Origin of the sequence: Streptomyces sp. NPDC051322, from assembly GCF_040689485.1 — a bacterium.
Taxonomy (GTDB): domain Bacteria; phylum Actinomycetota; class Actinomycetes; order Streptomycetales; family Streptomycetaceae; genus Streptomyces.
Map to the genome: position 1 here is coordinate 15291 of NZ_JBFBAK010000007.1, position 22863 is coordinate 38153.

25 protein-coding genes and 1 pseudogene are annotated in these 22863 nt (G+C 69.4%); 11 read left to right on the forward strand and 15 right to left on the reverse strand.

Annotated features, from left to right (window positions below; all coding sequences use genetic code 11):
* Positions 1-23 precede the first annotated feature (23 nt).
* Positions 24-827: an IclR family transcriptional regulator gene (locus AB0436_RS17495; RefSeq protein ID WP_366468760.1), complete on the forward strand. Its 804-nt coding sequence runs from the start codon at positions 24-26 to the stop codon at positions 825-827.
* Positions 828-869: 42 nt separating this feature from the next.
* On the opposite strand, the gene AB0436_RS17500 is transcribed toward AB0436_RS17495, so the two are convergent.
* Both AB0436_RS17500 and AB0436_RS17505 read right to left on the reverse strand, forming a co-directional pair.
* Entirely contained in the window at positions 870-1562 is a 693-nt protein-coding gene (locus AB0436_RS17500; RefSeq protein ID WP_366468761.1) for an ABC transporter ATP-binding protein, read from the reverse strand.
* Complete coding sequence (locus AB0436_RS17505; protein ID WP_366468762.1) at positions 1559-2599, reverse strand: FtsX-like permease family protein; 1041 nt, start codon at positions 2597-2599, stop codon at positions 1559-1561. The genes AB0436_RS17500 and AB0436_RS17505 overlap by 4 nt, the downstream gene beginning before the upstream one ends.
* Positions 2600-2733: 134 nt before the next feature.
* Here AB0436_RS17505 and AB0436_RS17510 point away from each other — a divergent pair, with 134 nt between their 5' ends.
* Both AB0436_RS17510 and AB0436_RS17515 read left to right on the forward strand, forming a co-directional pair.
* Positions 2734-3918: a sensor histidine kinase gene (locus tag AB0436_RS17510; RefSeq protein ID WP_366468763.1), complete on the forward strand. Its 1185-nt coding sequence runs from the start codon at positions 2734-2736 to the stop codon at positions 3916-3918.
* A complete protein-coding gene (locus AB0436_RS17515) occupies positions 3915-4559 on the forward strand; it encodes a response regulator transcription factor (protein ID WP_366468764.1) in 645 nt (214 codons plus the stop codon). The genes AB0436_RS17510 and AB0436_RS17515 overlap by 4 nt, the downstream gene beginning before the upstream one ends.
* Here the strand turns inward: AB0436_RS17515 and AB0436_RS17520 are convergent.
* Together AB0436_RS17520 and AB0436_RS17525 are read right to left on the reverse strand one after the other, a co-directional pair.
* On the reverse strand, positions 4528-4884 hold the full coding sequence (locus tag AB0436_RS17520) for a VOC family protein (RefSeq protein WP_366468765.1): 357 nt from the start codon (positions 4882-4884) through the stop codon (positions 4528-4530). The genes AB0436_RS17515 and AB0436_RS17520 overlap by 32 nt on opposite strands.
* Complete coding sequence (locus tag AB0436_RS17525) at positions 4881-5192, reverse strand: DUF5955 family protein (RefSeq protein WP_366468766.1); 312 nt, start codon at positions 5190-5192, stop codon at positions 4881-4883. The genes AB0436_RS17520 and AB0436_RS17525 overlap by 4 nt, the downstream gene beginning before the upstream one ends.
* A gap of 257 nt (positions 5193-5449) precedes the next feature.
* Here AB0436_RS17525 and AB0436_RS17530 point away from each other — a divergent pair, with 257 nt between their 5' ends.
* The gene (locus AB0436_RS17530) at positions 5450-6019 is read left to right on the forward strand and encodes a nucleotidyltransferase family protein (RefSeq protein WP_366469105.1); all 570 of its coding nucleotides are present in this window, start codon (positions 5450-5452) and stop codon (positions 6017-6019) included.
* A 215-nt stretch (positions 6020-6234) separates the two neighbouring features.
* Entirely contained in the window at positions 6235-7857 is a 1623-nt protein-coding gene (gene aceB, locus AB0436_RS17535) for a malate synthase A (protein ID WP_366468767.1), read from the forward strand.
* 47 nt (positions 7858-7904) lie between these two features.
* On the opposite strand, the gene AB0436_RS17540 is transcribed toward aceB, so the two are convergent.
* From AB0436_RS17540 to AB0436_RS17550, 3 genes are all read right to left on the reverse strand, one after another.
* Positions 7905-8696: a maleylpyruvate isomerase family mycothiol-dependent enzyme gene (locus AB0436_RS17540; RefSeq protein WP_366468768.1), complete on the reverse strand. Its 792-nt coding sequence runs from the start codon at positions 8694-8696 to the stop codon at positions 7905-7907.
* Positions 8697-8730: 34 nt separating this feature from the next.
* On the reverse strand, positions 8731-9108 hold the full coding sequence (locus AB0436_RS17545; protein ID WP_366468769.1) for a hypothetical protein: 378 nt from the start codon (positions 9106-9108) through the stop codon (positions 8731-8733).
* Between the two features lie 115 nt (positions 9109-9223).
* Positions 9224-9814, reverse strand: coding sequence for a thioredoxin domain-containing protein (locus AB0436_RS17550; RefSeq protein ID WP_366468770.1), 591 nt, complete (start codon positions 9812-9814; stop codon positions 9224-9226).
* 132 nt (positions 9815-9946) lie between these two features.
* Here AB0436_RS17550 and AB0436_RS17555 point away from each other — a divergent pair, with 132 nt between their 5' ends.
* Positions 9947-10582: a TIGR03086 family metal-binding protein gene (locus tag AB0436_RS17555; protein ID WP_366468771.1), complete on the forward strand. Its 636-nt coding sequence runs from the start codon at positions 9947-9949 to the stop codon at positions 10580-10582.
* 84 nt (positions 10583-10666) lie between these two features.
* Here the strand turns inward: AB0436_RS17555 and AB0436_RS17560 are convergent, their stop codons facing one another.
* Positions 10667-11350: an alpha/beta hydrolase gene (locus tag AB0436_RS17560; RefSeq protein ID WP_366468772.1), complete on the reverse strand. Its 684-nt coding sequence runs from the start codon at positions 11348-11350 to the stop codon at positions 10667-10669.
* A 212-nt stretch (positions 11351-11562) separates the two neighbouring features.
* Between AB0436_RS17560 and AB0436_RS17565 the strand changes: the two genes are divergently transcribed.
* Positions 11563-12423 (forward strand): chitosanase, encoded by an 861-nt coding sequence (locus tag AB0436_RS17565; RefSeq protein WP_366468773.1) that lies wholly within the window; start codon positions 11563-11565, stop codon positions 12421-12423.
* A gap of 77 nt (positions 12424-12500) precedes the next feature.
* On the opposite strand, the gene AB0436_RS17570 is transcribed toward AB0436_RS17565, so the two are convergent.
* The 7 genes from AB0436_RS17570 to AB0436_RS17600 all read right to left on the reverse strand — a co-directional run bounded on the left by AB0436_RS17570 (position 12501) and on the right by AB0436_RS17600 (position 18439).
* On the reverse strand, positions 12501-13964 hold the full coding sequence (locus AB0436_RS17570; RefSeq protein ID WP_366468774.1) for a nucleobase:cation symporter-2 family protein: 1464 nt from the start codon (positions 13962-13964) through the stop codon (positions 12501-12503).
* Between the two features lie 234 nt (positions 13965-14198).
* Entirely contained in the window at positions 14199-15584 is a 1386-nt protein-coding gene (locus AB0436_RS17575; RefSeq protein WP_366468775.1) for an 8-oxoguanine deaminase, read from the reverse strand.
* Between the two features lie 180 nt (positions 15585-15764).
* The gene (gene pucL / locus AB0436_RS17580; RefSeq protein ID WP_366468776.1) at positions 15765-16688 is read right to left on the reverse strand and encodes a factor-independent urate hydroxylase; all 924 of its coding nucleotides are present in this window, start codon (positions 16686-16688) and stop codon (positions 15765-15767) included.
* Between the two features lie 7 nt (positions 16689-16695).
* Complete coding sequence (gene uraH / locus AB0436_RS17585) at positions 16696-17085, reverse strand: hydroxyisourate hydrolase (protein WP_366468777.1); 390 nt, start codon at positions 17083-17085, stop codon at positions 16696-16698.
* Entirely contained in the window at positions 17082-17612 is a 531-nt protein-coding gene (uraD, locus tag AB0436_RS17590) for a 2-oxo-4-hydroxy-4-carboxy-5-ureidoimidazoline decarboxylase (protein ID WP_366468778.1), read from the reverse strand. The genes uraH and uraD overlap by 4 nt, the downstream gene beginning before the upstream one ends.
* A 156-nt stretch (positions 17613-17768) precedes the next feature.
* Positions 17769-18146, reverse strand: coding sequence for a helix-turn-helix domain-containing protein (locus tag AB0436_RS17595; RefSeq protein WP_366468779.1), 378 nt, complete (start codon positions 18144-18146; stop codon positions 17769-17771).
* Complete coding sequence (locus tag AB0436_RS17600) at positions 18143-18439, reverse strand: hypothetical protein (RefSeq protein WP_366468780.1); 297 nt, start codon at positions 18437-18439, stop codon at positions 18143-18145. Before AB0436_RS17600 ends, AB0436_RS17595 begins: the two co-directional genes overlap by 4 nt.
* 122 nt (positions 18440-18561) lie before the next feature.
* On the opposite strand from AB0436_RS17600, the gene AB0436_RS17605 reads away from it, so the two are divergent.
* From AB0436_RS17605 to AB0436_RS17620, 4 genes and pseudogenes are all read left to right on the forward strand, one after another.
* Positions 18562-19383: a TIM barrel protein gene (locus AB0436_RS17605; protein ID WP_366468781.1), complete on the forward strand. Its 822-nt coding sequence runs from the start codon at positions 18562-18564 to the stop codon at positions 19381-19383.
* A gap of 34 nt (positions 19384-19417) precedes the next feature.
* Positions 19418-20308: a 2-hydroxy-3-oxopropionate reductase gene (locus AB0436_RS17610; protein WP_366468782.1), complete on the forward strand. Its 891-nt coding sequence runs from the start codon at positions 19418-19420 to the stop codon at positions 20306-20308.
* Between the two features lie 186 nt (positions 20309-20494).
* Positions 20495-21952 carry a catalase gene (locus AB0436_RS17615; RefSeq protein WP_366468784.1) on the forward strand — a complete coding sequence of 486 codons (1458 nt, stop codon included), beginning with the start codon at positions 20495-20497 and terminating at the stop codon, positions 21950-21952.
* Positions 21953-22371: 419 nt separating this feature from the next.
* Positions 22372-22837, forward strand: a pseudogene (locus AB0436_RS17620) (hypothetical protein).
* Positions 22838-22863 lie beyond the last annotated feature (26 nt).

Sequence of the window (22863 nt, forward strand, 5' to 3'; positions counted from 1 at the left end):
CCCGCCTCGAAAGGACCGCCGCCGTGCCGCAGTCCCACACCAGCGCAGCCGACTCCAAGCCCGCCGCTTCGAGCGGTGGCGTGCAGTCCCTGGAGCGCGCCTTCGACATGCTGGAGCGGATGGCCGACGCGGGGGGCGAGGTCGGCCTGAGTGAGCTCTCATCCAGCAGCGGCCTGCCGTTGCCGACGATCCACCGTCTGATGCGCACCCTGGTCGCCTGCGGTTATGTACGCCAGCAGCCCAACCGTCGGTACGCACTGGGTCCGCGCCTGATCCGGCTCGGCGAGTCGTCCGCCCGCCTGCTCGGCACCTGGGCCCGCCCCTACCTGACCCGCCTGGTCGAGGAGACCGGCGAGACCGCGAACATGGCGCTGCTCGACGGCGACGAGATCGTGTATGTCGCCCAGGTACCCTCCAAGCACTCGATGCGGATGTTCACCGAGGTGGGACGACGGGTGCTCCCGCACTCCACCGGTGTCGGCAAGGCGCTGCTCGCGTACACCCCGCCCGCCGAGGTCAGAGCGCTGCTCGCCCGGACCGGGATGCCGGCCGCCACCGACAAGACGATCACCACACCCGAGGTCTTCCTGGAGGCCCTGGAAGCGGTACGCCGGGCGGGGTACGCGGTCGACGACAACGAGCAGGAGATAGGGGTCCGGTGCCTGGCGGTCTCGGTCCCCAACTCCCCCACCGCAGCGGCGATCTCCATCTCGGGCCCGGCCGGCCGGGTGACCGAGGAGGCCACGGAGAAAATCGTGCCGATCCTTCAGGGCATCGCCCAGGAGCTCTCCGCGACGCTCGCCAGCGCCGGCCCGCAGAACGGCTGAGCGGACAGCCGGGGCCGGCGACGGCACGGCGATGCGGGTGAGTCAGCCGGTCACCTCCTCGGTGACCGGCATGGTGAGCCGCCCGTCGGCCATCGACGCCGTGCGGTCCATCCGGTCCAGAAGCGTACGGTCGTGGGTGACCAGCACCGTCGCGGTGCTCCACTGCCTGGTCAGTGTGACGAGCAGATCGAGCACCCCGGCGCCCCGCTCGTGGTCGAGGGCGCTGGTCGGCTCGTCGACCAGCAGCACCGCCGGCTCGTTCATCAGGGCGCGGGCGATGTTCACCCGCTGGCGCTGTCCCCCGGACAGCTGGTGCGGGCGGCGGTCCGCCTGCTCGGTCAGGCCCACCGCCGCCAGCAGCTCCCGTACCCGGTCGCGGGTCCGGGCCGGCGACCGACCCGACAGGTGCGCCATCACCTGCAACTGCTCCGCCGCCGTCAGCGCGGGCAGCAGGTTGGGCTGCTGGAAGACGATGCCGACGCGCTCGCGCCGCAGCGCCGCTTTCTCGGCCCGGCTCAGCGAAGCCGTATCCACGCCGTCGACGAGCACCTGGCCGTGCTCCGGCGTCACCAGGGTCGCCGCCACCGCCAGCAGACTCGACTTGCCGGACCCCGAAGGCCCGACCACGGCGGTCAGGGATCCGGCCGGTACGTCGAGCCGCACCGAGTCCAGCGCGGTCACCCGCCCCTCGCCGTCGGGGTAGGTCAGCGTCACCTCGTGCAGTGTCAGAGTCATCGGGCGCTCCCGAGCGCGGTGAGGGGGTCGACGGCGGTGATCCGCCGGATGGAGAGGGCCGCGCCGAGCACACCGAGGGCGACTATCACCGCGGCGGGGGTCAGCGTGGTGAGCGGATCGAGTACGAAGGGCACGTCGGCGGGGACGACCGCACCGGCCCCGGCAGCGAGAGCCGTGCCCAGCAGACTCCCGGCCAGCAGCATCAGCACCGCCTGCCCGAGCGCGTCGCGCAGCAGATACGGGGTGGAGGCACCGAGTGCCTTCAGTACCGCGATGTCACCGCTGCGCTGGATCGTCCAGACCGTGAAGAACGCCCCTATCACCAGGGCCGAGATGACGAAGAGGAAACCGCGCATCAGCTGCAGCGAGCCGTTCTCCGCCTGGTAGGAGGGCAGTGCGCTCAGTGAGCCGTCCAGGGTGAGCGTCCGGGTGCCGGCCGCCCGGTCGCCCGCCGCCAGGTCCGCCCCATCGGTGGTGAGCGCCACCACCGTCGCATCGGCGTCCGCCGGGAGCGCGGTCCAGACGACGGGCGTGTGGCTGTACGAGTCGTGCCCGGCGACCGCGGTGACCTTCAGCCGCTTCCCGGCCACCTCGACGGTGTTCCCGGCCGCTGCGCCCAGACTCTTCGCCGCCCCCGCCGACAGCACCACGCTGCCGCTGCTCACCGCCACCGGCGCCAGACCGGAGCCGGGGCGTACCGCGAACTCCGAGACCGCCGCGGTACGGCTGTCCGCCGCCGCGTTCCGGGTGTCGATGGCGACCGGCTGCGCGCTCCGCACCCCCGGCTGAGCCGCCCAGGTCCGGGCGGCACCACTCGGCAGCTGCGACCCGGTGAAGGAAGCCGACTGCCCGGAGGGCGGCGCGGCGAAGGCCAGGTGGTCGGCGGACAGCCCCGTGACGGCGGACGTGTTGTCCCTGGCCAGCCCGGCGGTCAGACCGGACAGCAAACCGACGAGCAGGGTGATGAGCACGATCACGGTGCCCATCAGGGCGAACCTGCCCCGGGCGAATCTCAGATCTCTCCATGCGACGAACATGAGCTCCACCCTGCTGGCCACGGGGCGCGGCGGCATCGCGCCACGGATGGCTTCCGCCGGATCAAAAGACGGAGCCCGCAATCAAACTTTCGATTGAGGGCGAGCCAGGACGATCCGCCTACCCTGGCAGGATCATGGATCCCCGTGCGATGACCCCTGCGCTGCTCGTGCTGCGGCTCTGTCTGCATCTGCTGATGGCCGGTCTGCTGGCGCTCGCCGCGGTGCGGGCCCTCACCGGTGACGCGGCGAACGCCCCGGTGGTGGTCGCGGCAGCGGTGGTGATGGGTGCGATCTACGCGGTGGGCGCGCTGTGGCCTTCCGTACGGACCTCGCGTGGAGCGGCCGCTCTCTGGCTCGGTGTGCTCTGCGCGGCCTGGCTGGTCCTGCTCGCCTTGTCCCCCGACGGCCTCTGGGCCGCCTTCCCGCTGTACTTCCTGCAGTTGCATCTGCTGCCGGTCCGCTGGTCCCTGCCCGCCGTGGCCGCCACCGCCGGCGCGGCGATCCTGTCGTACCTGCACCATGGGGAACCGCTGAACCCCGGTGCCTTCATCGGTCCGCTGCTGGGTGCGGCGGTAGCCGTGGCCACCGTCCTCGGCTACCAGGTGCTCTACCGGGAGAGCGAGGGCCGCCGCCGGCTCATCGACGAACTGATCGCCACCCGCGCCGAGCTGGCCGGCGTGGAGCGTGCCGCGGGCACGCTCGCCGAGCGGGAACGGCTGGCCAGGGAGATCCACGACACGCTCGCGCAGGGGCTTTCGTCCATCCAGCTGCTGCTGCGTGCCGCTCAGCGCACGCTGCCGGCCGGCGCCCCGGCAGCCGCCCATATCGAACAAGCCCGGCAGGCGGCCCAGGACAATCTCGCCGAGGCCCGCCGTTTCGTACGGGAACTGTCGCCGCCCGCGCTGCAGCACGGTTCGCTCGCCGCCGCGCTGGAGCGGCTCTGTTCCGGGGGCCCGGATCCGCGGGTCAGGTTCTCGACCAGCGGTACTCCGGTCGCGCTGCCGACGCCGTACGAGGTGGCACTGTTGCGTATCGCGCAGTCGGCGCTGGCCAACACCCTGCGGCACGCCGAAGCGACCCGGGCCGAGATCACCCTGAGCTTCCTGGGGACCGCGGTCGCGCTGGACGTCGTCGACGACGGTGCCGGCTTCGATCCCGGACACGCCAGGGCCGACGACGACGGTGGTTTCGGTCTGCCGGCGATGCGCTCGCGCGCCGAGTCGCTCGGCGGCACCCTCACCGTGGAGTCCACACCGGGCCAGGGCACCGCCGTAGCGGTCACCCTGCCGCTACCGCTCACTCAGGGGACGTCCGTATGACCATCCGGCTCCTGCTCGCCGACGACCACCCGGTGGTCCGGGCGGGCCTGCGGGCGGTGCTCGACACCGAGCCCGACTTCGAGGTCGTCGCGGAGGCGGCAACCGCCGAGCGCGCGGTGGAGCTGGCCGCGTCGGAGCGCATCGACGTGGTCCTGATGGACCTGCAGTTCGGGCCCGGCATGCACGGCTCCGAGGCCACCGCCGCCATCACCGCGGCCGAGGGCGCTCCCCGGGTGCTCGTCCTCACGACGTACGACACGGACGCGGACATCCTGGCCGCGGTGGAGGCGGGCGCCGGGGGCTACCTGCTGAAGGACGCGCCCCCGGACGAACTGGCCGCAGCGGTGCGGACTGCCGGGGCGGGCCGGTCGGCCCTGGCCCCGGCGGTCGCGCACCGGCTGATGGACCGGATGCGCACCCCCGCGGAGTCCCTCACCCGGCGGGAACTGGAAGTTCTTCAACTCGTCGCGGACGGCCTGTCCAACCAGCAGATCAGCCAAGACCTCTTCCTCAGCCAGGCCACGGTGAAGTCCCATCTGGTGCACATCTACGCCAAGCTGGGCGTCGACTCGCGCACCTCGGCGGTAGCGGTCGCCTCCGCACGCCGTCTCATCCGTCGCGGCGGTGGCTCACCACATTGACCACCTTGCCGTTGGGATCGCGCACGAAGAACCGGCGCACGCCCCACGCCTCGTCCTGCAAGGGATGCACGATCTGCGCGCCACTGGCGAGCACGGCTGCGTGGACCGCGTCGACATCGTCCACCTCGATGGACAGATCGGGCCGCACGTCCGCGCTCTCGTCATGCGTCATGAAGGTGAGCTGAGCGGTGGGGTTGGCGGGCGAGGCCAGGGTCATCACCCAACCCTGGTTCATGACTTCGCGAAGCCCGATGAGGCGGTAGAAGTCCCGGCTCTCCGCCATCGCGTCCGTCGCCAGGTCGGGCACCACGCGGCGTACGGTCATCGGTGCGGCACTCCGAAGAGTTCGACCGCGTTCCGTACCTCCGAGAGGGCTGCCGCCAGGGCGCTCACCGAGCCGATCGCCCCCGCGACCAGCAGCAACGAGCGGCGCAGCCGCAGGATCTCGGGGACCCCGCTCAGCGCCATCGCGTCCAGCGAGGCCAGTTCGTCCTCGGCAACCGCGCGGTCGGAGAACTCGCCCGGGTGGGCGGCCAGTTCACGGCGGAGCCGGGAGACCGATAAGCGCAGCTCCACCACTCGCGGATCCTCGCTGCTGCCGGTCACACGCCTCTGCCCCACGCTTCGCAACAAAGCTCTCCCCCTCGCACAACGCTGTGCTGGTGTCTTTTTCACCGCGGTTCAGCCACTGTCCGGCGCCGGACGGGCACCGCGGGTCGCGGCCAGTTAACGCCACTACGCACCGTTCCCGCCACTCCACAGACGGAATTCATACGGAAGAACCGGTGTCCTTGCGGTATCCAGGCCTGATGAGCGATTCAGCGCGGGAACCGGAACCGGAAGAACCGCTACCCCGTCCGGCACCCCCCGGAGCGCCGACGGTGGCGGGACTGCTGCTCGCCGCAGGGGGCGGACGGCGGCTGGGCGGGCGGCCGAAGGCACTGCTCGAACACCGCGGTCGCCCGCTGGTCGAACACGCGGTACGGGCATTGCGGGAGGGCGGCTGCGGGCCGGTGCATGTGGTGCTGGGCGCCGCCGCGGCGGAGGTTCGGCAGCGGGCGGATCTGGCCGGCTGTCTCCTGACGGAGAACCCGGCGTGGGCCGAGGGCATGGGCTCTTCACTGCGGGCCGGCCTGGCGTCCCTCGCCGAATCCGGAGCGGACGCCGCACTGGTGCTGCTGGTGGATCAGCCGGGCATCGGCGCGCAGGCGGTGGCCCGGGTGCGCGGCGCGTACCGCTCGTCGTCGAGCCTCGCGGCGGCCTCGTACGGCGGCAAGCGGGGGCACCCGGTCCTCCTCGGCTCGGACCGCTGGGCGGACGTCGCGGCGACCGCGATGGGCGACCGCGGGGCGCGCGCCTATCTCCGGGCGCATGAGGAGTCGATCACACTCGTGGAGTGTTCCGACGTCTCACAGGACTACGACATCGACACCGTCGAAGACCTGATCCACCTGGAGTGATCGTGCTGGCACTCAGCGACAGTTTCTGTCGACGCGGAGAATCTCGATGTCAACACACCGTTGAACTTCCACCATGAGGAAACTAGTATCCACAAGTCAGAAGCGCCATGTACCGACATGGCGCCCGCGACCGCATCTCGGCCCCCATGGCACCGCGTGCCATAGGCGACAGCCCGGCGGCCGTCAGGCACCACCCGCTGAAGGAGTGACAGCTCATGTCCGCACCAGCGCCGGCCCCGCTGGCCATCGTCAATGCCGAGCCCCTGCCCCGGCAGGAGGAGGTCCTCACCGATGAGGCCCTCGCCTTTGTGGCCGAGCTGCACCGGCTGTTCACGCCCCGCCGTGACGAGCTGCTCGTCCGCCGCGGTGAGCGCCGCGCCGAGATCGCCCGCACCTCGTCGCTCGGGTTCCTCCCGGAGACCGCGCGCATCCGCGAGGACGACAGCTGGAAGGTCGCACCGGCCCCGGCCGCGCTCAACGACCGCCGCGTGGAGATCACCGGCCCGACCGACCGCAAGATGACCATCAACGCGCTCAATTCGGGCGCCAAGGTCTGGCTCGCCGACTTCGAGGACGCGTCCGCACCGACGTGGGAGAACGTTGTCCTCGGCCAGCTCAATCTCACCGATGCCTACGAGCGCCGGATCGACTTCACCGACCCGAAGTCCGGCAAGTCGTACGCCCTGAACCCGGCGGACGAGCTGGCGACCGTGGTGATGCGCCCGCGCGGCTGGCACCTCGACGAGCGCCACCTCCAGCTGGACGGCCGTCCGGTCCCCGGCGCCCTGGTCGACTTCGGGCTCTACTTCTTCCACAACGCCAAGCGCCTCATCGACCTCGGCAAGGGCCCGTACTTCTACCTCCCGAAGACCGAGTCCCACCTGGAGGCGCGCCTCTGGAACGACATCTTCGTCTTCGCGCAGGACTACGTCGGCATCCCGCAGGGCACCGTCCGCGCGACCGTCCTGATCGAGACGATCACCGCCGCCTACGAGATGGAGGAGATTCTCTACGAGCTGCGCGACCATGCCTCCGGGCTGAACGCGGGCCGCTGGGACTATCTCTTCTCGATCGTCAAGAACTTCCGTGACGGCGGCGCCAAGTTCGTCCTCCCGGACCGCAACCTCGTGACCATGACCGCCCCGTTCATGCGGGCGTACACCGAACTCCTGGTGCGTACGTGCCACAAGCGCGGAGCGCACGCCATCGGCGGCATGGCGGCCTTCATCCCGTCCCGCCGCGACGCCGAGGTCAACAAGGTGGCCTTCGAGAAGGTCAAGGCCGACAAGGACCGCGAGGCCGGCGACGGTTTCGACGGCTCCTGGGTCGCCCACCCCGACCTGGTGCCGATCGCGATGGCCTCGTTCGACGCGGTGCTCGGCGACCGGCCCAACCAGAAGGAACGGCTGCGCGAGGACGTGTCGGTCGCCCCCGGCGACCTGATCGCCATCGACTCGCTGGACGCCAGGCCGACATACGAAGGCCTGGTCAACGCGGTCCAGGTCGGCCTGCGTTACATCGAGGCCTGGCTGCGCGGCATGGGCGCGGTCGCCATCTTCAACCTGATGGAGGACGCCGCCACCGCCGAGATCTCCCGTTCGCAGATCTGGCAGTGGATCAACGCCGACGTGGTCTTCGACAACGGCGAACGCGCCACGGCGGACCTGGCCCGCAAGGTCGCCGCCGACGAACTCACCGCGATCCGCACCGAGGTCGGCGACGAGGTCTTCGCGGCCGGCAAGTGGCAGCAGGCCCACGACCTGCTGCTGCAGGTCTCGCTCGACCAGGACTACGCGGACTTCCTGACGCTGCCGGCGTACGAGCAGTTGCGGGGCTGACACCGCACTCCGCGCCTTCCCCGCGCCCCGGTACGGCACGGAGCGGGTCACCCGAAGCTGACCCGCTCCAGCCAGAAGTCGAGCAGCGGCGCATCGCCCAGGATCTCGACGTCCGCGCTGGTGGCGGGGGACCGCTTGTAGATGAGCAGCAGCAGCTCGGTCAGCGGACCCCGTACCGCGACCGCGGCCTTCTCGTGCGCACGGCGCCAGTCGATGGAGTCGCCGGTGAGGTCGACCACCCACTCCGCTGCCAGCTCGGGTGCGGTGTCGGTGGCGTGCAGATGGAGGGTGCGTCCCGGGCCGGGCAACTCGCGCATCCAGGGGTGGACCTCGAAGTGCATCGGCAGCGAACCGAGCTCCATCCACTCGTCGACGGCGTCCACAGCGACAGCCTCGTCCACGGTGAACTCCGCCCCCAGGGCGAGGGTCGCGTCAGCCCGGTGCATCAGCGTCTCATGCAGGAAGCGGCGCCCGTAGAAGGCGGTCGTCCCCGCCGGCACCGGGGTCCACAGCCGCACATCGGGTCCGGCGCCGCGCAGGGTGTCCGCCAGCTGCGCGGCGCCCTCGCGCAGCCAGGGTCCGATCACGGCGGGGTCCTCGTGGGTGTATGCCGAGAGGTCGCGGAAGTGGTCGTCGGCCTGCGGCTGCGCCGCGCGGGTCCGTACCACCTCTTCGGCCCAGCGCTGGCCGCCGCCCAGGTGCCGCAGCAACTGCCCGACGTTCCAGCCCGGACAGGACGGCACGGGCGCGGTCAGGTCCGCCCCGGAGATGCAGGAACTCAGCAGCTCGGTCTGCACGACGATCTCGGCGCACTGGCGTTCGTAGCTCAGGAGAGACATGGCCGCACGCTACAGCGTGCCGTGCGGAGTCCGCTCACACCTGGTCCTCGAGGCGGATGGCCTTGCGCAGATCTTCCACGGCCTTGCCGCCCTTGCCGTTCCTGCTCTCGTAGTCCTCCAGCAACGCCGCCGCGATCGCGTCGAGTTTACGCTGGATGGCATGCTCGGCGCGCAACTCGGAGTTCTTCAGCAGCGCCAGCAGCAGCAGTGTCAGGCACGTCATGACGCCCGCGGCGAGCAGTTCCAGTTCCACCGATGGTTGCACCACGTGTATGGCCACGAAGTTGCCGACCAGCAGCAAGCACACCACCAGGAACGCCGGTGAACTGGTGAAGTTCGACGCGTTCTCGGCCAGTCTCTCGAAAAGTCCGCGTCGGTCGCCGCCGCGCTGGACGGGATGCTGAATCGTCACCCGCAGCCGGTACCCCCGCGCGGGCGCCGCTATGTGCCCCGACGGCGGGAACCGGTCGAATGGCCCACCACCGGGAGGGACGAACGCCGGTGCGCCGGATCTCAATGGCGGGAGCTCAAGGGCGGGGCGGGTCGGGGAGCTGCGCGAGGAAGGCCTCCGTCGTGATCGGGTAGCCCGCCGGGTTGATGACCGGAATGGGGGTCACGTCGATGAGCACGGTCGGGGTGCCGGGGACGGTGCTGGTCTCGAAGGCGGCGCCGACGCGCTGCGCCCAGGGCAGGTAGGCGCCCTCCCGGACCTTCTTCCGGAAACCCTCGGTGCGCAGCGCCTCGACCTCGCCGGAGAGCGCTAGGAGACGGTCCCGGTCGGCGAACGCGTCGTCGCTCTCATCGGGCTGTTCGGCGTACAGCTCGTGCAGGTAGCGCATGAACGGTTTCTGTCCCTCATCGGCCGCTGCCCCCAGCGCGGCCAGCGCCTCGAGGGAGCCGGTGCCGCCGACTCCGTCGTCGATGAGGGCGGCGAACTGGTACTCGATGGTGAAACGGCCCGCGTCGGCGGCCTGCTCCATGACCACTCCGAGGCCGTTCTCCATGCGCTTGCAGTAGGGACAGCGCAGGTCGGCGTAGACGCTCAGTACGTGCGCGGGGTCCGGGTCCCCGTACCGGACGATCGTGTTGCCGGGGCCCGTGGTGTTCGCCGGAATCATGTTCTCAGGTTGCGGAGCGGGGAAGGATCCCGCAACGGGAGAGCGAGCCGTGCGGTCACCCGGCCGGCCGGGGAATCGGGCCGGGTTCTCCACCGACCGATGAGTTCCCGGCACAGCTCGGGTCTCAACGACATGGACACAGAGAACACGGACACCGAGACCCTGGATACGGAAGCGTCCCCGGACGCCGCCGCCTCACTGCCCGACTTCGAGTCGGCCGCCCGCCATGTCGCCGAGCTGCTCGACGGCATCGGCGACCAGCAGCTCAAGGACCCCACGCCCTGTCCGGACTATGCGGTGCGGGAGCTGATCGCCCACCTCGTGGGCTTGACCGCCGGCTTCCGCGACGCGGCGGGGAAGGTCCCCGGCCCGAACACCGACACGACCCCGGACGCGGCCCGGCCCGAGCTGATCCCCGACTGGCGCACGGTGCTCCCCCGGCAACTGGACGAGCTGGTCGCCGCCTGGCACGCCCCGGAGGCGTGGGAGGGCATCACCCGGGTGGGCGGCGTGACCCTGCCCGGAGGAGTCGCCGGCCGGGTGGGACTCAACGAACTGGTCATTCACGGCTGGGACCTGGCCCGGTCCACCGGGCAGGACTATGCCGCCGATCCGGCGAGTCTGGGGGTGTCGTACGGCCTGCTGGAGCCCGCGGACGCTTTGGGGCGCGGCACCATCTTCGGCCCGCCGGTCGCTGTGCCGGACGACGCGCCGTTCCTTGACCGGGTGATCGGGCTCAGTGGCCGCGACCCGCAGTGGACACCGTAACGATCGGGCGGGGCGTGCTCCCGGTGCGTCCCGCCCGGGAGCAGCAGGGCGGGAGCCCGGCCGGATCACCGGCCCAGGCGTCCGTCAGCTCGTGAAGAACTCGGTGACCACGGCGGAGAACTGACCCGGCTCCAGCGCGTGCACGTTGTGGCCGACCGGAATGGTGGCCATCCGGGAGTCAGGAATCCGCGCGACCATGTCGGGAATTTGGTCCTGCGGCATGGAGCTGTCGGGGCCGCCGGTCACCAGCAGCGTCGGGGCGACGATTTCCCCCAGGCGCTCGGCCCACTCCGGGTCCGGCGCCCATACCTGCTGCTTGATGGCGGGCACCACGTTCCAGTCGTAGTCGATCGGACCGTCGGGAGGCACCAACTCCGCCGGCTCGCGGGGGAACGGCGGCGGGGTCTCCTCCAGGACGAGACGCTCGACGCGCTCCGGATGCTCCTGGGCGAGCAGATAAGCGACGACGCCGCCCATGGAATGCCCCACGATGCCGACCCGGTCCAGGTCGAGCTCGTTGAGAAAGCCGAAGACGTCGTCCCGCATCAGCTCGAACGAGTATTCGTCCGGCCAGTCGCTCTCTCCGTGCCCGCGCAGGTCGATGGCGTGGACCCGCCATTCCTCGCCGAGCGCCTGCCCGGTCTCCTCCCAGGTCGCCGAGGAGCCGCCGAGGCCGTGCAGCAGCACGACCGGTGCTCCGAACGGGTCGCCCCAGGTCCGGTAGGCCAGCCGCACGTCGCCGACATCGACTACAGAGTGATCGTCCATACCGCAGACGCTACCGCGCCCATGGGGCCCGCTCCGCCGACGCGTTCCGCGTCGCTTCCGGTCGCCGACCGCTCCAAGGTCGGTCAGGATCGATCTCCCCAGGACAGAAATCGCTCAACTCCTTTCTCCCCAGGGGTGTACGGCCTCAGGTACAGCTGATAGGAAAGCTTCCTAACAGAACGCCTGAACGAGGAATTCCCCTTGGAGGTCTGGTGAACGTCCCCCACCGCAGCACCACGGCACACCGCAAGAGGATCATCACGCGCACCGTACTCGGGCTAGCCTTGGTGGCCCTGCCCGCCACCGCGTACGCGGCCGACTCCCCGGAGCAGACAACGACTCAGCATCGGATGGCCGCCGAGGCGACCGGTCTCGACAATCCGGCGAAGAAGGAAATAGCCATGGAGCTCGTCTCCAGCGCGGAGAACTCCTCGCTGGACTGGAAGGGGCAGTACAAGTACATCGAGGACATAGGCGACGGCCGCGGCTACACCGCCGGCATCATCGGTTTCTGCTCGGGCACCGGAGACATGCTGGATCTGGTGCAGCGGTACACCGACCGGGTGCCGGACAATACGCTCGCCGGGTACCTTCCCGCGCTGCGCAGGGTGAACGGCACCGACTCGCACTCCGGCCTCGGCTCGGGCTTCGTGAGCGCCTGGAAGTCCGCGGCGAAGGACCCGGCCTTCCAGACCGCGCAGAACGACGAACGCGACCGGGTGTACTTCGACCCGGCGGTGTCACAGGGCAAGAAGGACGGTGTCGGCGTGCTCGGCCAGTTCGCGTACTACGACGCCATCGTCATGCACGGCGACGGCGACGACAACACCAGCTTCGGCGCGATACGCAAGCGGGCCCTGGCGAAGGCGAAGCCGCCGGCCCAGGGCGGTGACGAGGTGAAGTACCTCAACGCCTTCCTGGACGCACGCGTCTGGGCGATGAAGCAGGAGGAGGCGCACAGTGACACCAGCCGGGTGGACACCGAGCAGCGCGTCTTCCTCAACAAGAAGAACCTGAATCTGAGCCCGCCGCTGGACTGGAAGGTCTACGGCGACCCGTACCACATCGGCTGACCCCCGGGCCGACCCACAAACGGTACGGCGCGTACGGCACCAGCGGTGCGGTACGCGCCGTACCTGTCATGCCACGGTCAGTGTGCGGCCGCGGCCTCGGCGAGCGCCTGCTCCTCCAGGGCCTCCGGAGCCGGCTTCCTCCCCAGATGGTTGAAGGCCAGATTGAGCACGATGGCCACCACGCAACCGGTCGAGATACCCGAGTCGAGGACGACCAGCACGTCCTTCGGGAAGGCGTGGTAGAAGTCCGGCGCGGCGATCGGGATCAGCCCGATGCCGAGCGCGGTGGCGACGATCAGCGCGTTCTCACCCTTTTCCATGGCGGCGCTCGCAAGCGTCTGCACGCCGCTCGCGGCCACCGAGCCGAAGAGCACGACCCCGGCCCCACCCAGCACCGGCAGCGGTACCAGCGCGATCACCGATGCGGCCATCGGGCAGAGCCCGAGCACGATCAGAATGCCGCCGCCGACCGCGACCACGAACCGGCTGCGCACCTTGGTCATCGCCACCAGGCCGATGTTCTGCGCGAAGGCACTCGCCATGAAACCGTTGAAGAGCGGGCTGAGCGCGCTGCCGAGAGTGTCGGCCCGCAGTCCGCCCTCGATGGTCCGCTCGTCGGCGGGACGGCCGACGACCTTGCCCAGCGCCAGCATGTCGGCGGTCGACTCGGTCAGGCAGACCAACATGACGATGCACATCGAGATGATGGCGGATATCTCGAACTGCGGTGCGCCGAAGTGGAAGGGCGTCGGGAAGCCGATCGCGTCGGCGCTGGTGACCGCGTCGAAGCTGGTCATTCCCATCGGGATGGCTATGACGGTACCGATCACCAGACCGAGCAGGATCGCGATCTGCTGGAGGAAGCCGCGCAGCAGCTTCCGCAGGGCGAGCACGATGACCAGAGTCAGGGCTGCCAGGCCGATGTTCTTCATCGAGCCGTAGCCCGCCGCTCCTTCGGTGCCCTGCGCCCAGCCGAAGGCGACCGGGAGCAGCGAGACACCGATCAGGGTGATGACGGTGCCGGTCACGACGGGTGGGAAGAAGCGGAGCAACTTGCTGAAATACGGGGCGATGACGAAACCGATCACACTCGCCACGATGATCGCGCCGAAGATGACGGCGATACCGTCATGCCCCCGGCCCTTGCCTATCGCGATCATCGGGGTGACGCCGGCGAAGGAGACACCGTTGACGAACGGCAGCCGGGCGCCGATCCGCCAGACGCCGAGCGTCTGTAGCAGGGTGGCCAGGCCGGCGGTGAAGAGGCTCGCCCCCACCAGGAACGCCGTCTCCTTCGCGCTGAGGCCGACGGCAGGGCCGACGATCATGGGCGGGGCGACAACACCCGCGTACATGGCGGCCACATGCTGCAGGCCGCTGGTGAACATCTTGAAGGGCGGCAGGACCTCGTCGACGGGGTGCTTCGCGCCATCGGTGGGACCGGCGGGGCGTGCGGCATCGAGGGGTGATGCGCTATCGAGGGGCCGTGCGCTGTCGGGGGCTACATCTGCATCATTGCGAAACCTGGGCTGGGCGGCCACGTCGGCTCCTCCGGTCGGTTACGCGTCAGCGGTGACGCGGGTATCAGGGAGGTGGTGCGAACATGCGTTGTGCAGGTGCGGCTGCAGTGGTGGAACGGATCCGGGTACGTCACCGTCCCGGAGGACGTGTGCACTCTGGGCACACGTCCTCCGGTCACGGCTGCCGCACACCCCGCTCGGGTGCACGGCCGCCGGCCGGGGACCGTCCTCCCCGACCGGAGCTTCATGGGCGGCTCAGCCCTGCGCGGCGATGCGGGCGAGACGCTGCGCCTCGTCCCGGGTGGAGCGGGCGATGGCGTCCTCGTCCACCGTGGTCAGGTGGTTGTCCTCGACGACGGTTCTGCCGTTCACCAGGGAGAGGGTCACCGGCGCCGCGGCGCCGAAGACCAGCGCGGTCACCGGGTCGGCGATCGAGGCATGGGCCAGGGTGTCCATCTTCCACAGCACCAGGTCGGCGAGCTTCCCCGGTTCCAGGGAGCCGATCTCTGCCGCACGGCCGAGCACCTGTGCGCCTCCGTACGTACCGAGGCGCAGCGCCTGCCGGGCGTTGAGCGCGGCCTCGCGATGGGCGCCGAGGCGGTTGATGAGCAGCGCGTTGCGCAGCTCGGTGTGCAGCTCGCCGGACTCGTTGGACGCGGTGCCGTCGACGCCGAGACCGACCGGAACGCCGGCTTTCAGCATGTCGGGGACCCTGGCGATACCCGCGGCGAGCCGGGCGTTGGAGGACGGGCAGTGGGCGACGCCGGTGCCCGTGCGGGCGAAAGCGGCGATGTCCGAGTCGTTCATGTGGACGCAGTGCGCCATCCAGACGTCGTCGCCGAGCCAGCCGGTCGACTCGAAGTAGTCGGTCGGGCCCATGCCGAACAGTTCCTTGCAGAACTGTTCCTCCTCGACGGTCTCACTGCCGTGGGTGTGCAGCCTGACACCCTTGCGGCGCGCCAACTCGGCGCCCTGCTTGAGCAGTTCGGTGGAGACGGAGAAAGGCGAACAGGGTGCGGCGGCGATCCGGGTCATCGCATCGAAGGACGCATCGTGGTGCTGGTCGATGGTGGCTTCGGTGGCGGCGAGCGCGTCATCGAGGGTCTCGACGGCGAAGTCGGGGGGCAGGCCGCCGTCCTTCTCGCTGCGGTCCATGGAACCGCGGGCCAGGGTGAAGCGCACGCCCATCTCGGAGGCTGCTCCGATGATCGCGCTCGACAGGTCGCCGGAGCCCTGCGGGAAGACGTAGTGGTGGTCCATGGCGGTGGTGACCCCGCCCCTGGCCATCATCGCGAGGGAGCCCTGCGCGGCCGCGCGCACCATCTGCTCGTCGATGCGTGCCCAGGTCGGATACAGCGTGACCAGCCAGTTGAAGAGGTTGTGGTCGGTGGCGATTCCCCGGGTGATCCACTGGTAGAAGTGGTGATGGGTGTTGACCAGTCCGGGGGTCACCAGATGTCCGGTGCCGTCGATCCGCCGTACCACATCGGTGAGCCCCGCGGGCGCCTTCCCGCCGCCCACCGACTCGATGCGGTTGCCGGCGACGACCACATGGCCCGATGCGTACTCGGTGTCCTGGGCATCGACCGTGGCGATGGCGACGTTCTCGATGACGATCCGCTCGGCTGCCGTTGCTGCCATGGTGCTTCTCCTTTTCTCGCAGTGGCGTGGGCACGGCAGGACCCCGGGAGGATTTGAGTGCCGCAGCCGTGAGGCTCCGGGTGCCGAAGTAGAAGTATCCGGTGAGGGTGGAGTGGTGGTCCGGTCCGGCGCACCACCGCCGGCGGCTGCTTCAGCCGGCGGTGGTGTGCCCGGCCGCTCTCAGAGGTTGGTCAGGTCGACCGGGATCTGAGCCTCGACGCCGTCCCGCAGGATGGTGCCCTCGATGAGCCCGTAGGGGCGGTCCGCTGCGAAGTAGACCTCGTTGTCGTTCTTGAGCCCGAAGGGCTCCATGTCCACCAGGAAGTGGTGGTTGTTCGGCAGCGAGAAGCGGACCTCGTCGATCTCGCTGCGGTGGTTGATGACCCGCGAGCCCATCTGGTACATGGTCTGCTGCAGAGACAGGCTGTAGGTCTCGGCGAAGGCCTGCAGGATGTGCTTCTTGGCCTGCTCGTAGGACTTCTCCCAGTTGGGCATACGGTCCGCGTCGCTGGTCCAGTTGTACCGCCACCGGGCGGACACATCGGTCGCGAGGACGCGGTCGTAGGCCTCCTTGAGCGTCGTGTACTTGTCCTTGGCGTAGCCCCAGAACTCCGAGTTGGTGGAGTTGAGCACCGTCAGGTCCTTGAGACCGGAGATGACCTGCCACTTCTCACCGTCGAAGGTGATCTGCGAGGTGCGCATCTCCTGGCCCTGGCGGACGAAGGAGTGCCTGACCTCGTCGGCCCCGATGAACTGCGAGCTGGCGTCCGAGGTGGCGATCCGGTTCCAGGAGTACTCCTCGATCCGGATCCGGGCGATGTGGATCTGCTCCTGGCTGGTGACGAAGTGCCGGGCCAGGTGGATGCCGAACTGCTCGGCGGACTCGATTCCGTGCTCCTTGGCGAACGCGAACACCGTGTTCTTGGTGGTGTCGGTCGGCAGGACGTTCGCGTTGGAGCCGGAGTAGTGGACCTCCTGCATCTCGCCGGAGAGGGCGACGGAGACGTTGAGGTCCTTGATGTGGTGGGTGTCGCCGTCCCGCGTGATCTTGACTACGCGGTTCTCTGCTTTGCCGTACTGGTTCTGGCCGAGAATCGTGGGCATGTCGGTGCTAGCTCCCTCGGTATACGGAGTAGCCGAACGGGTTGAGCAGCAGCGGTACGTGGAAGTGCTCACCCGGTACGACGGCGAACGTGATCGCCACCTCCGGGAAGAAAGCGCCGCTGTCCCTTACGCGGGGGGCGTCCTGCTGTGCCTCGGCTTGTTTCTTGGTGAAGTACTGCTCGGTTTCGAAGTCGAGCCGTACGTGAGTGGTTCCTTCCGGCAGAGCCGGCAGGTCTTTGCAGCGCCCGTCCGGGTCGGTGGCCGATCCGCCCAGTGCCACCCACTGCGCGTCGGCGCCGGTGCGGGCCGCGAGCGAAATGGTGACTCCGTCGGCGGGGCGGCCGATGCTGGTGTCCAGGATGTGTGTGGACACCGAAGCGGTGCTCTGCGTGCTCAAGACTCTCCCTCTCCTTCTGCTGCGACTTTTTCCACGACGAGGGCCAGCCGGATGCGGTTGATCTTCCCGAGTTCGGTGCGCACATGTCCGCGCTCCTGCTCGGGCGTGTTGCCGATCCGGGCCTTCATGGCGTCGCGCATCTGCTCGCCGGTGGCGCCGGTCGCGCAGATCAGGAAGACATGTCCGAACTTCTCCTGGTAGGCCAGGTTCAGTTCCAGCATCTCGGTCTTGAGTTCCTCGGAGGCTCCGGCCATCCCCCGCTGTTCGCGGGAGGACGTCGGATCTCCGGGCTTCGGGCGGCCGATCGGCGGGTGCCCTGCCATCGCTTCGGCCAGATCCTCCACGGTCAGCTCGGCCGTTGCGGCGTCACTGGCGAGGAAGAGGGCTTCTGCGGTGGCGTACGGGCGCTGGGCCAGCAGTTTGCCGCCCCATGCCGAACTGGCACACACCTCATGGAGCGCGGCTCGCGCCGCGCTGTCCTGCAGGGTGTTGAACCGGGCGAGGCCCGGTGTCGTACTCGAAGTCACGGGGACCTCCGTGGCCGCTTGTGCGGCCTTGTGCTGGACGGGCTGCGGATAGCTAACGCCCTCGGAAACACCACGTCAACACTTTGTTGAAAACTTGGTGCGAAGAAAAGCCGCCGTCCGCTATCCGGACGACGGCTTTCCACGGGGCGCGCTCGCTCACTCGCTCTTGGTCGAGTTGTCCCTGTTCAGGTAGTTGTAGACGGTGAAACGGCTGACCCCGAGGGCCCCCGCCACGGTCTCCACGCCATGTCGCACGGAAAAGGCGCCACGCGCCTCCAGTATCCGTACGACCGACTGCTTCGCCTTCCGGTCCAGCTCCGACAGCGGCATTCCGTGCCGGCGCTCCAGCGCCAGCAGGATGTGGTCGAGGGAGTCGGAGAGCTGCGGCAGCCGTACGGCCAGGACGTCCCGGCCCTCCCAGGCGAGGACCACATCTTCCTCGGTGGCCTGATCCGGCACCAGCATCTCGGCGCCCATGGCATCGACCAGCGGTTTCACCGCGGCGACGAGCGGGTGGTCTCCGGACTCGGTCACTTCTCGCCCTCTCCCTCGGGTCCGTTTCGGTCGCCCTGCGGGTCCGCGGCATCCGACCCGATCACGTTCACCTGGAGCGAGACCCGGGTGGCGCCCGCACCGAGCGCCCGGCGGAGCAGCGCATCGACCGCGGTCAGTACGGCGTCCGACGCACCCTCCGCCGTGTTGCCGAACGGGCCGACGTCCACGGCGTCCAGCTCAGCCGCCTGGATGACCTCCCGGGCCACCACGGCATGCGCGGGCGCCTCGTCCAGGTCGAAGGGCTCGGTCGTGAACTCCACTCTCAATCGCACCTGCTCAACCTACTGCGCCGGTCAGGAAAAACGAGAGGCGTACTTGACAGCCCTCCCGAGGAACAGGCAACCTTCCATCAAGCAGAAAATAACTTCCGCAATACGGAAGGAGCGCACTTTCAATGGCCTTCACGGACCAGCGCTTCGATGTGAACCTCTCGATCCTCTTCACGGAACTCCCGCTTCTGGAGCGTCCCGCGGCCGCCGCCGCGGCCGGTTTCAGCGCGGTCGAGCTGTGGTGGCCCTGGATCGAGACCCCCACCCCGCCGCAGGCCGAGCTCGACGCGCTGAAGAAGGCTCTCGATGATGCCGGTACACAGCTGGTGGGGCTGAACTTCTACGCCGGCCGGCTGCCCGGCCCGGACCGTGGTGCGCTCTCCGTTCCCGGCGAGGAGTCGGATCGCTTCCGCGCGAATATCGACGTCGCGGCCGACTTCGCGGCCTCGGTCGGCTGCAAGGCGCTCAACGCGCTCTACGGCAACCGGGTCGACGGCGTGGACCCGGCCGTCCAGGACTCGCTGGCCCTGGACAACCTCGTACTGGCGGCCCGCGCGGCCGACCGGGTGGGCGCGACCCTGCTCGTCGAGGCTCTCAACAAGCCGGAGTCGCCGCTGTACCCGCTGGTGAGCGCCCCGGCGGCGATCGAGGTCGTCGACAAGGTCAACGAACTCAGCGGGCTGGGGAACGCCACGTTCCTGCTCGACCTCTATCACCTGGCGATGAACGGCGAGGACCTCAACGAGGTCATCGACCTCTACGCGGCCAAGACCGGCCACGTACAGATCGCCGACAACCCGGGGCGCGGCGCCCCCGGCACCGGCTCCCTGCCGTTGGCCGACCTGCTCGACCGGCTGGCGAAGGCCGGCTACGAGGGCTGGGTCGGCCTGGAGTACAAGCCGGGCGACGGCCCGAGCGCCGAAGCCTTCGGCTGGCGCACCAACTGACCATCTTTACCTGCGTGTTGAAAGAGGCACCCTCATGAGCAGTCTCCCCAAGATCGCGTGGATCGGTCTCGGCATCATGGGCTCCCCCATGTCCGAGAACCTGATCAAGGCCGGCTACTCGGTGACCGGCTTCACGCTGGAGCAGGACAAGCTGGACCGCCTGGCGGCCGCCGGCGGCACCGCAGCCGCCTCCATCGCCGACGCGGTGCGGGACGCCGATGTGGTGATCACCATGGTGCCCGCATCGCCGCAGGTCGAGGCCATCGCCTACGGTGCCGACGGCATCCTGGAGAACGTCAGGCCGGGCACGCTGCTGATCGACATGTCGTCGATCACCCCGCAGACCTCGGTCGACCTGGGCAAGGCGGGCGCCGCCAAGGGCCTGCGCGTGCTGGACGCCCCGGTGTCGGGCGGCGAGGCCGGTGCCATCGAGGCCGTGCTGTCCATCATGGTCGGCGGCGAGCAGGCGGACTTCGACGCCGCCAAGCCGATCCTGGACGCCCTGGGCAAGACCATCGTGCTCTGCGGCCCGCACGGCTCCGGCCAGACGGTGAAGGCCGCCAACCAGCTGATCGTCGCCGTCAACATCCAGGCGTGCGCGGAGGCCGTGGTCTTCCTGGAGAAGTCCGGCGTGAACCTCACCGCGGCACTCGACGTGCTCAACGGCGGCCTGGCCGGCTCGACCGTACTGACCCGCAAGAAGGACAACTTCCTGAACCGGGACTTCAAGCCCGGCTTCCGGATCGACCTGCACCACAAGGACATGGGCATCGTCACCGACGCCGCCCGCAATGTCGGCGCCGCCCTGCCCGTCGGCGCGGTGGTCGCCCAGCTGGTCGCCTCACTGCGCGCCCAGGGCGACGGCGGCCTCGACCACTCGGCGCTGCTCCGCTCGGTCGAGCGGCTGTCGGGCCAGCAGGTCTGAGGCACCACCCGAGGGCATCGCCCTCCCCTGAACTCCGGGCTGCGGCAGCGCTGACACCTGTCCTGTCGCGCCCAGGCGCTGCCGCCGCCCGGACCCACTCCTAAAATTCAACAAACTGTTGACGTGACATTCTCCGCGAATCTACGCTCCTGGAACCGTCAGCAGCTCCAGTACGGAAGGTCCACGATGTCGAAGCGCGTGCTTACGACCGAGTCAGGCGCCCCGGTCGCCGACAATCAGAACTCTGCCACCGCCGGCGTCGGCGGCCCGATCCTGCTCCAGGACCAGCATCTGCTGGAGAAGTTGGCGCGGTTCAACCGCGAGCGCATCCCGGAGCGCGTGGTCCACGCCCGCGGCTCCGGCGCCCACGGCTACTTCGAGGTGACCGACGATGTCACCGCGTACACCCGCGCCGACTTCCTGTCCGCCGTCGGCAAGCGCACCGAGACGTTCGCCCGCTTCTCCACCGTGGCCGACTCGCTGGGCGGTGCGGACGCGGTCCGTGACCCCCGCGGCTTCGCGCTGAAGTTCTACACCGACGAGGGCAACTACGACCTGGTCGGCAACAACACCCCGGTGTTCTTCATCAAGGACCCGATCAAGTTCCCCGACTTCATCCACTCGCAGAAGCGCGACCCGTTCACCGGTCGGCAGGAGCAGGACAACGTCTGGGACTTCTGGGCGCACTCCCCCGAGGCCACCCACCAGGTGACCTGGGTGATGGGCGACCGCGGGATCCCGGCGTCCTACCGGCACATGAACGGTTACGGTTCGCACACCTACCAGTGGACCAACGCCGCAGGCGAGGCCTTCTTCGTCAAGTACCACTTCAAGACGAACCAGGGTGTGCGCAGCCTCTCCGCCGAGCAGGCCGCCGAACTGGTCGGCAAGGACGCGAACAGCCACCAGACGGATCTGCTCCAGGCCATCGAGCGGGGCGTCAACCCGTCCTGGACGCTGCACGTGCAGATCATGCCGGCCGCCGAGGCCGCGGAGTACCGCTTCAACCCCTTCGACGTGACGAAGGTGTGGCCGCACAGCGACTATCCGCTGCAGCGGGTCGGGCGTCTGGTCCTGGACCGCAACCCGGACAACATCTTCGCCGAGGTCGAGCAGGCCGCGTTCTCCCCGAACAACTTCGTTCCCGGCATCGGCCCCTCGCCCGACAAGATGCTCCAGGGCCGCCTGTTCGCCTACGCCGACGCGCAGCGCTACCGGGTGGGCATCAACCACACCCAGCTCCCGGTCAACGCGCCGCGCAACGCCACCGCCGACAACTACGGCCGTGACGGCTCCATGGCCACCCGGTACGGCTCCCGTCAGGACAAGAACTACGAGCCCAACTCGTATGCGGGCCCGGCCCAGTCGGACGCGGCCCTGGCCGCCCCGCTCGCCGTCGCCGGCTGGACCGGCACGCACGCCGCCCCGGCGCACGTCAAGGACGACGACTTCTTCCAGGCCGGCGAGCTGTACCGGGTCATGACGGACGACGAGAAGTCCCGTCTGATCTCCAACATCGCCGGCGGCCTCTCGCAGGTCACCCGCGACGACGTGATCGAGAAGAACCTCGCCCACTTCCACGCCGCGGACCCGGAGTACGGCAAGCGCGTCGAGGAAGCGGTGCGCGCCCTGCGCGAGGACTGAGTCCGCGCGCCAGAAACCGCGCAGTGGACCTGACGGGAGGTCAGGACCACTTCGCAGTCGGTGCCGTCGACCCGAATGAGGGGTGGCCGACGGCACGGACGCACCCGAGGACCGCGACGGAGTCGCGATGCCAGTGCGGTGGTCAAGTCCACCGGCACGTTGTTCTGACCTGAAGAACGAAGTGCCGGTGGCCAATCGCCTCCGCCGCGGTCCCCGGTTTCTCGAGGCCACCCCCGCACCGACACCACAAGCCCCGCCCGGCGACGCGAACGTCCTGTCGCGCCCAGCCTCGTGCCGCCGGGCGGTACCAGACTTCGGGCCCGGAAAACTCCATGCCGGAGCGCGGAACAAGGATACGGTCCCTTGTTCCGCGCTCCTTTTTGCGTGCGGTTTCCGGCCGACCCTGGAAGGACTGTGGCATGACCGAGCTCCACCCGCCCATCGACCCGTACGAGCAGGGCATGCTCGACACCGGTGACGGCAACCTCCTGTACTGGGAGACGTGCGGCAACCCGGCGGGCAAGCCGGCCCTCGTGGCGCACGGCGGCCCCGGCTCCGGCTCTTCCCCGCACGCCAGTGACCCGGCCACCGACCTGTCCCGCAACACCACACCCCGGCTCATCGGCGACATGGCGCAGCTGCGGGAGCACCTGGGGCGCGCTGTTGCGGGACGCGTACCGGCTGAAGGGCATCCCGGGTGCTCTCTTCCACGGCCGGCATGATCTGAGCGGCCCTTACACCACCGCCTGGGAACTCGCACAGGCCTGGCCCGACGCGCAGTTGACCGTCATCGAGGACGCCGGGCACAAGGGCAGCGCCACCATGCGGGACGCCGGACTCCGGGTCCTCGACCGGTTCGGATCGTCGGGTAGCCGGCCAGTATGAGCACGCCGAAGGGGCGGGCCACCCGG

What these genes read in the sequence shown, in the direction of transcription:
- AB0436_RS17505 (WP_366468762.1), bottom strand. Translation starts at nt 2,599, where the DNA reads ATGTTCGTCGCATGGAGAGATCTGAGATTCGCCCGGGGCAGGTTCGCC.
- AB0436_RS17540 (WP_366468768.1), bottom strand. Translation starts at nt 8,696, where the DNA reads ATGTCTCTCCTGAGCTACGAACGCCAGTGCGCCGAGATCGTCGTGCAG.
- AB0436_RS17610 (WP_366468782.1), top strand. Translation starts at nt 19,418, where the DNA reads ATGAGCAGTCTCCCCAAGATCGCGTGGATCGGTCTCGGCATCATGGGC.
- pucL (WP_366468776.1), bottom strand. Translation starts at nt 16,688, where the DNA reads ATGCCCACGATTCTCGGCCAGAACCAGTACGGCAAAGCAGAGAACCGC.
- AB0436_RS17515 (WP_366468764.1), top strand. Translation starts at nt 3,915, where the DNA reads ATGACCATCCGGCTCCTGCTCGCCGACGACCACCCGGTGGTCCGGGCG.
- AB0436_RS17550 (WP_366468770.1), bottom strand. Translation starts at nt 9,814, where the DNA reads ATGATTCCGGCGAACACCACGGGCCCCGGCAACACGATCGTCCGGTAC.
- AB0436_RS17555 (WP_366468771.1), top strand. Translation starts at nt 9,947, where the DNA reads ATGGACACAGAGAACACGGACACCGAGACCCTGGATACGGAAGCGTCC.
- AB0436_RS17500 (WP_366468761.1), bottom strand. Translation starts at nt 1,562, where the DNA reads ATGACTCTGACACTGCACGAGGTGACGCTGACCTACCCCGACGGCGAG.
- AB0436_RS17615 (WP_366468784.1), top strand. Translation starts at nt 20,495, where the DNA reads ATGTCGAAGCGCGTGCTTACGACCGAGTCAGGCGCCCCGGTCGCCGAC.
- aceB (WP_366468767.1), top strand. Translation starts at nt 6,235, where the DNA reads ATGTCCGCACCAGCGCCGGCCCCGCTGGCCATCGTCAATGCCGAGCCC.
- AB0436_RS17510 (WP_366468763.1), top strand. Translation starts at nt 2,734, where the DNA reads ATGGATCCCCGTGCGATGACCCCTGCGCTGCTCGTGCTGCGGCTCTGT.
- AB0436_RS17605 (WP_366468781.1), top strand. Translation starts at nt 18,562, where the DNA reads ATGGCCTTCACGGACCAGCGCTTCGATGTGAACCTCTCGATCCTCTTC.
- AB0436_RS17520 (WP_366468765.1), bottom strand. Translation starts at nt 4,884, where the DNA reads ATGACCGTACGCCGCGTGGTGCCCGACCTGGCGACGGACGCGATGGCG.
- AB0436_RS17575 (WP_366468775.1), bottom strand. Translation starts at nt 15,584, where the DNA reads ATGGCAGCAACGGCAGCCGAGCGGATCGTCATCGAGAACGTCGCCATC.
- AB0436_RS17560 (WP_366468772.1), bottom strand. Translation starts at nt 11,350, where the DNA reads ATGGACGATCACTCTGTAGTCGATGTCGGCGACGTGCGGCTGGCCTAC.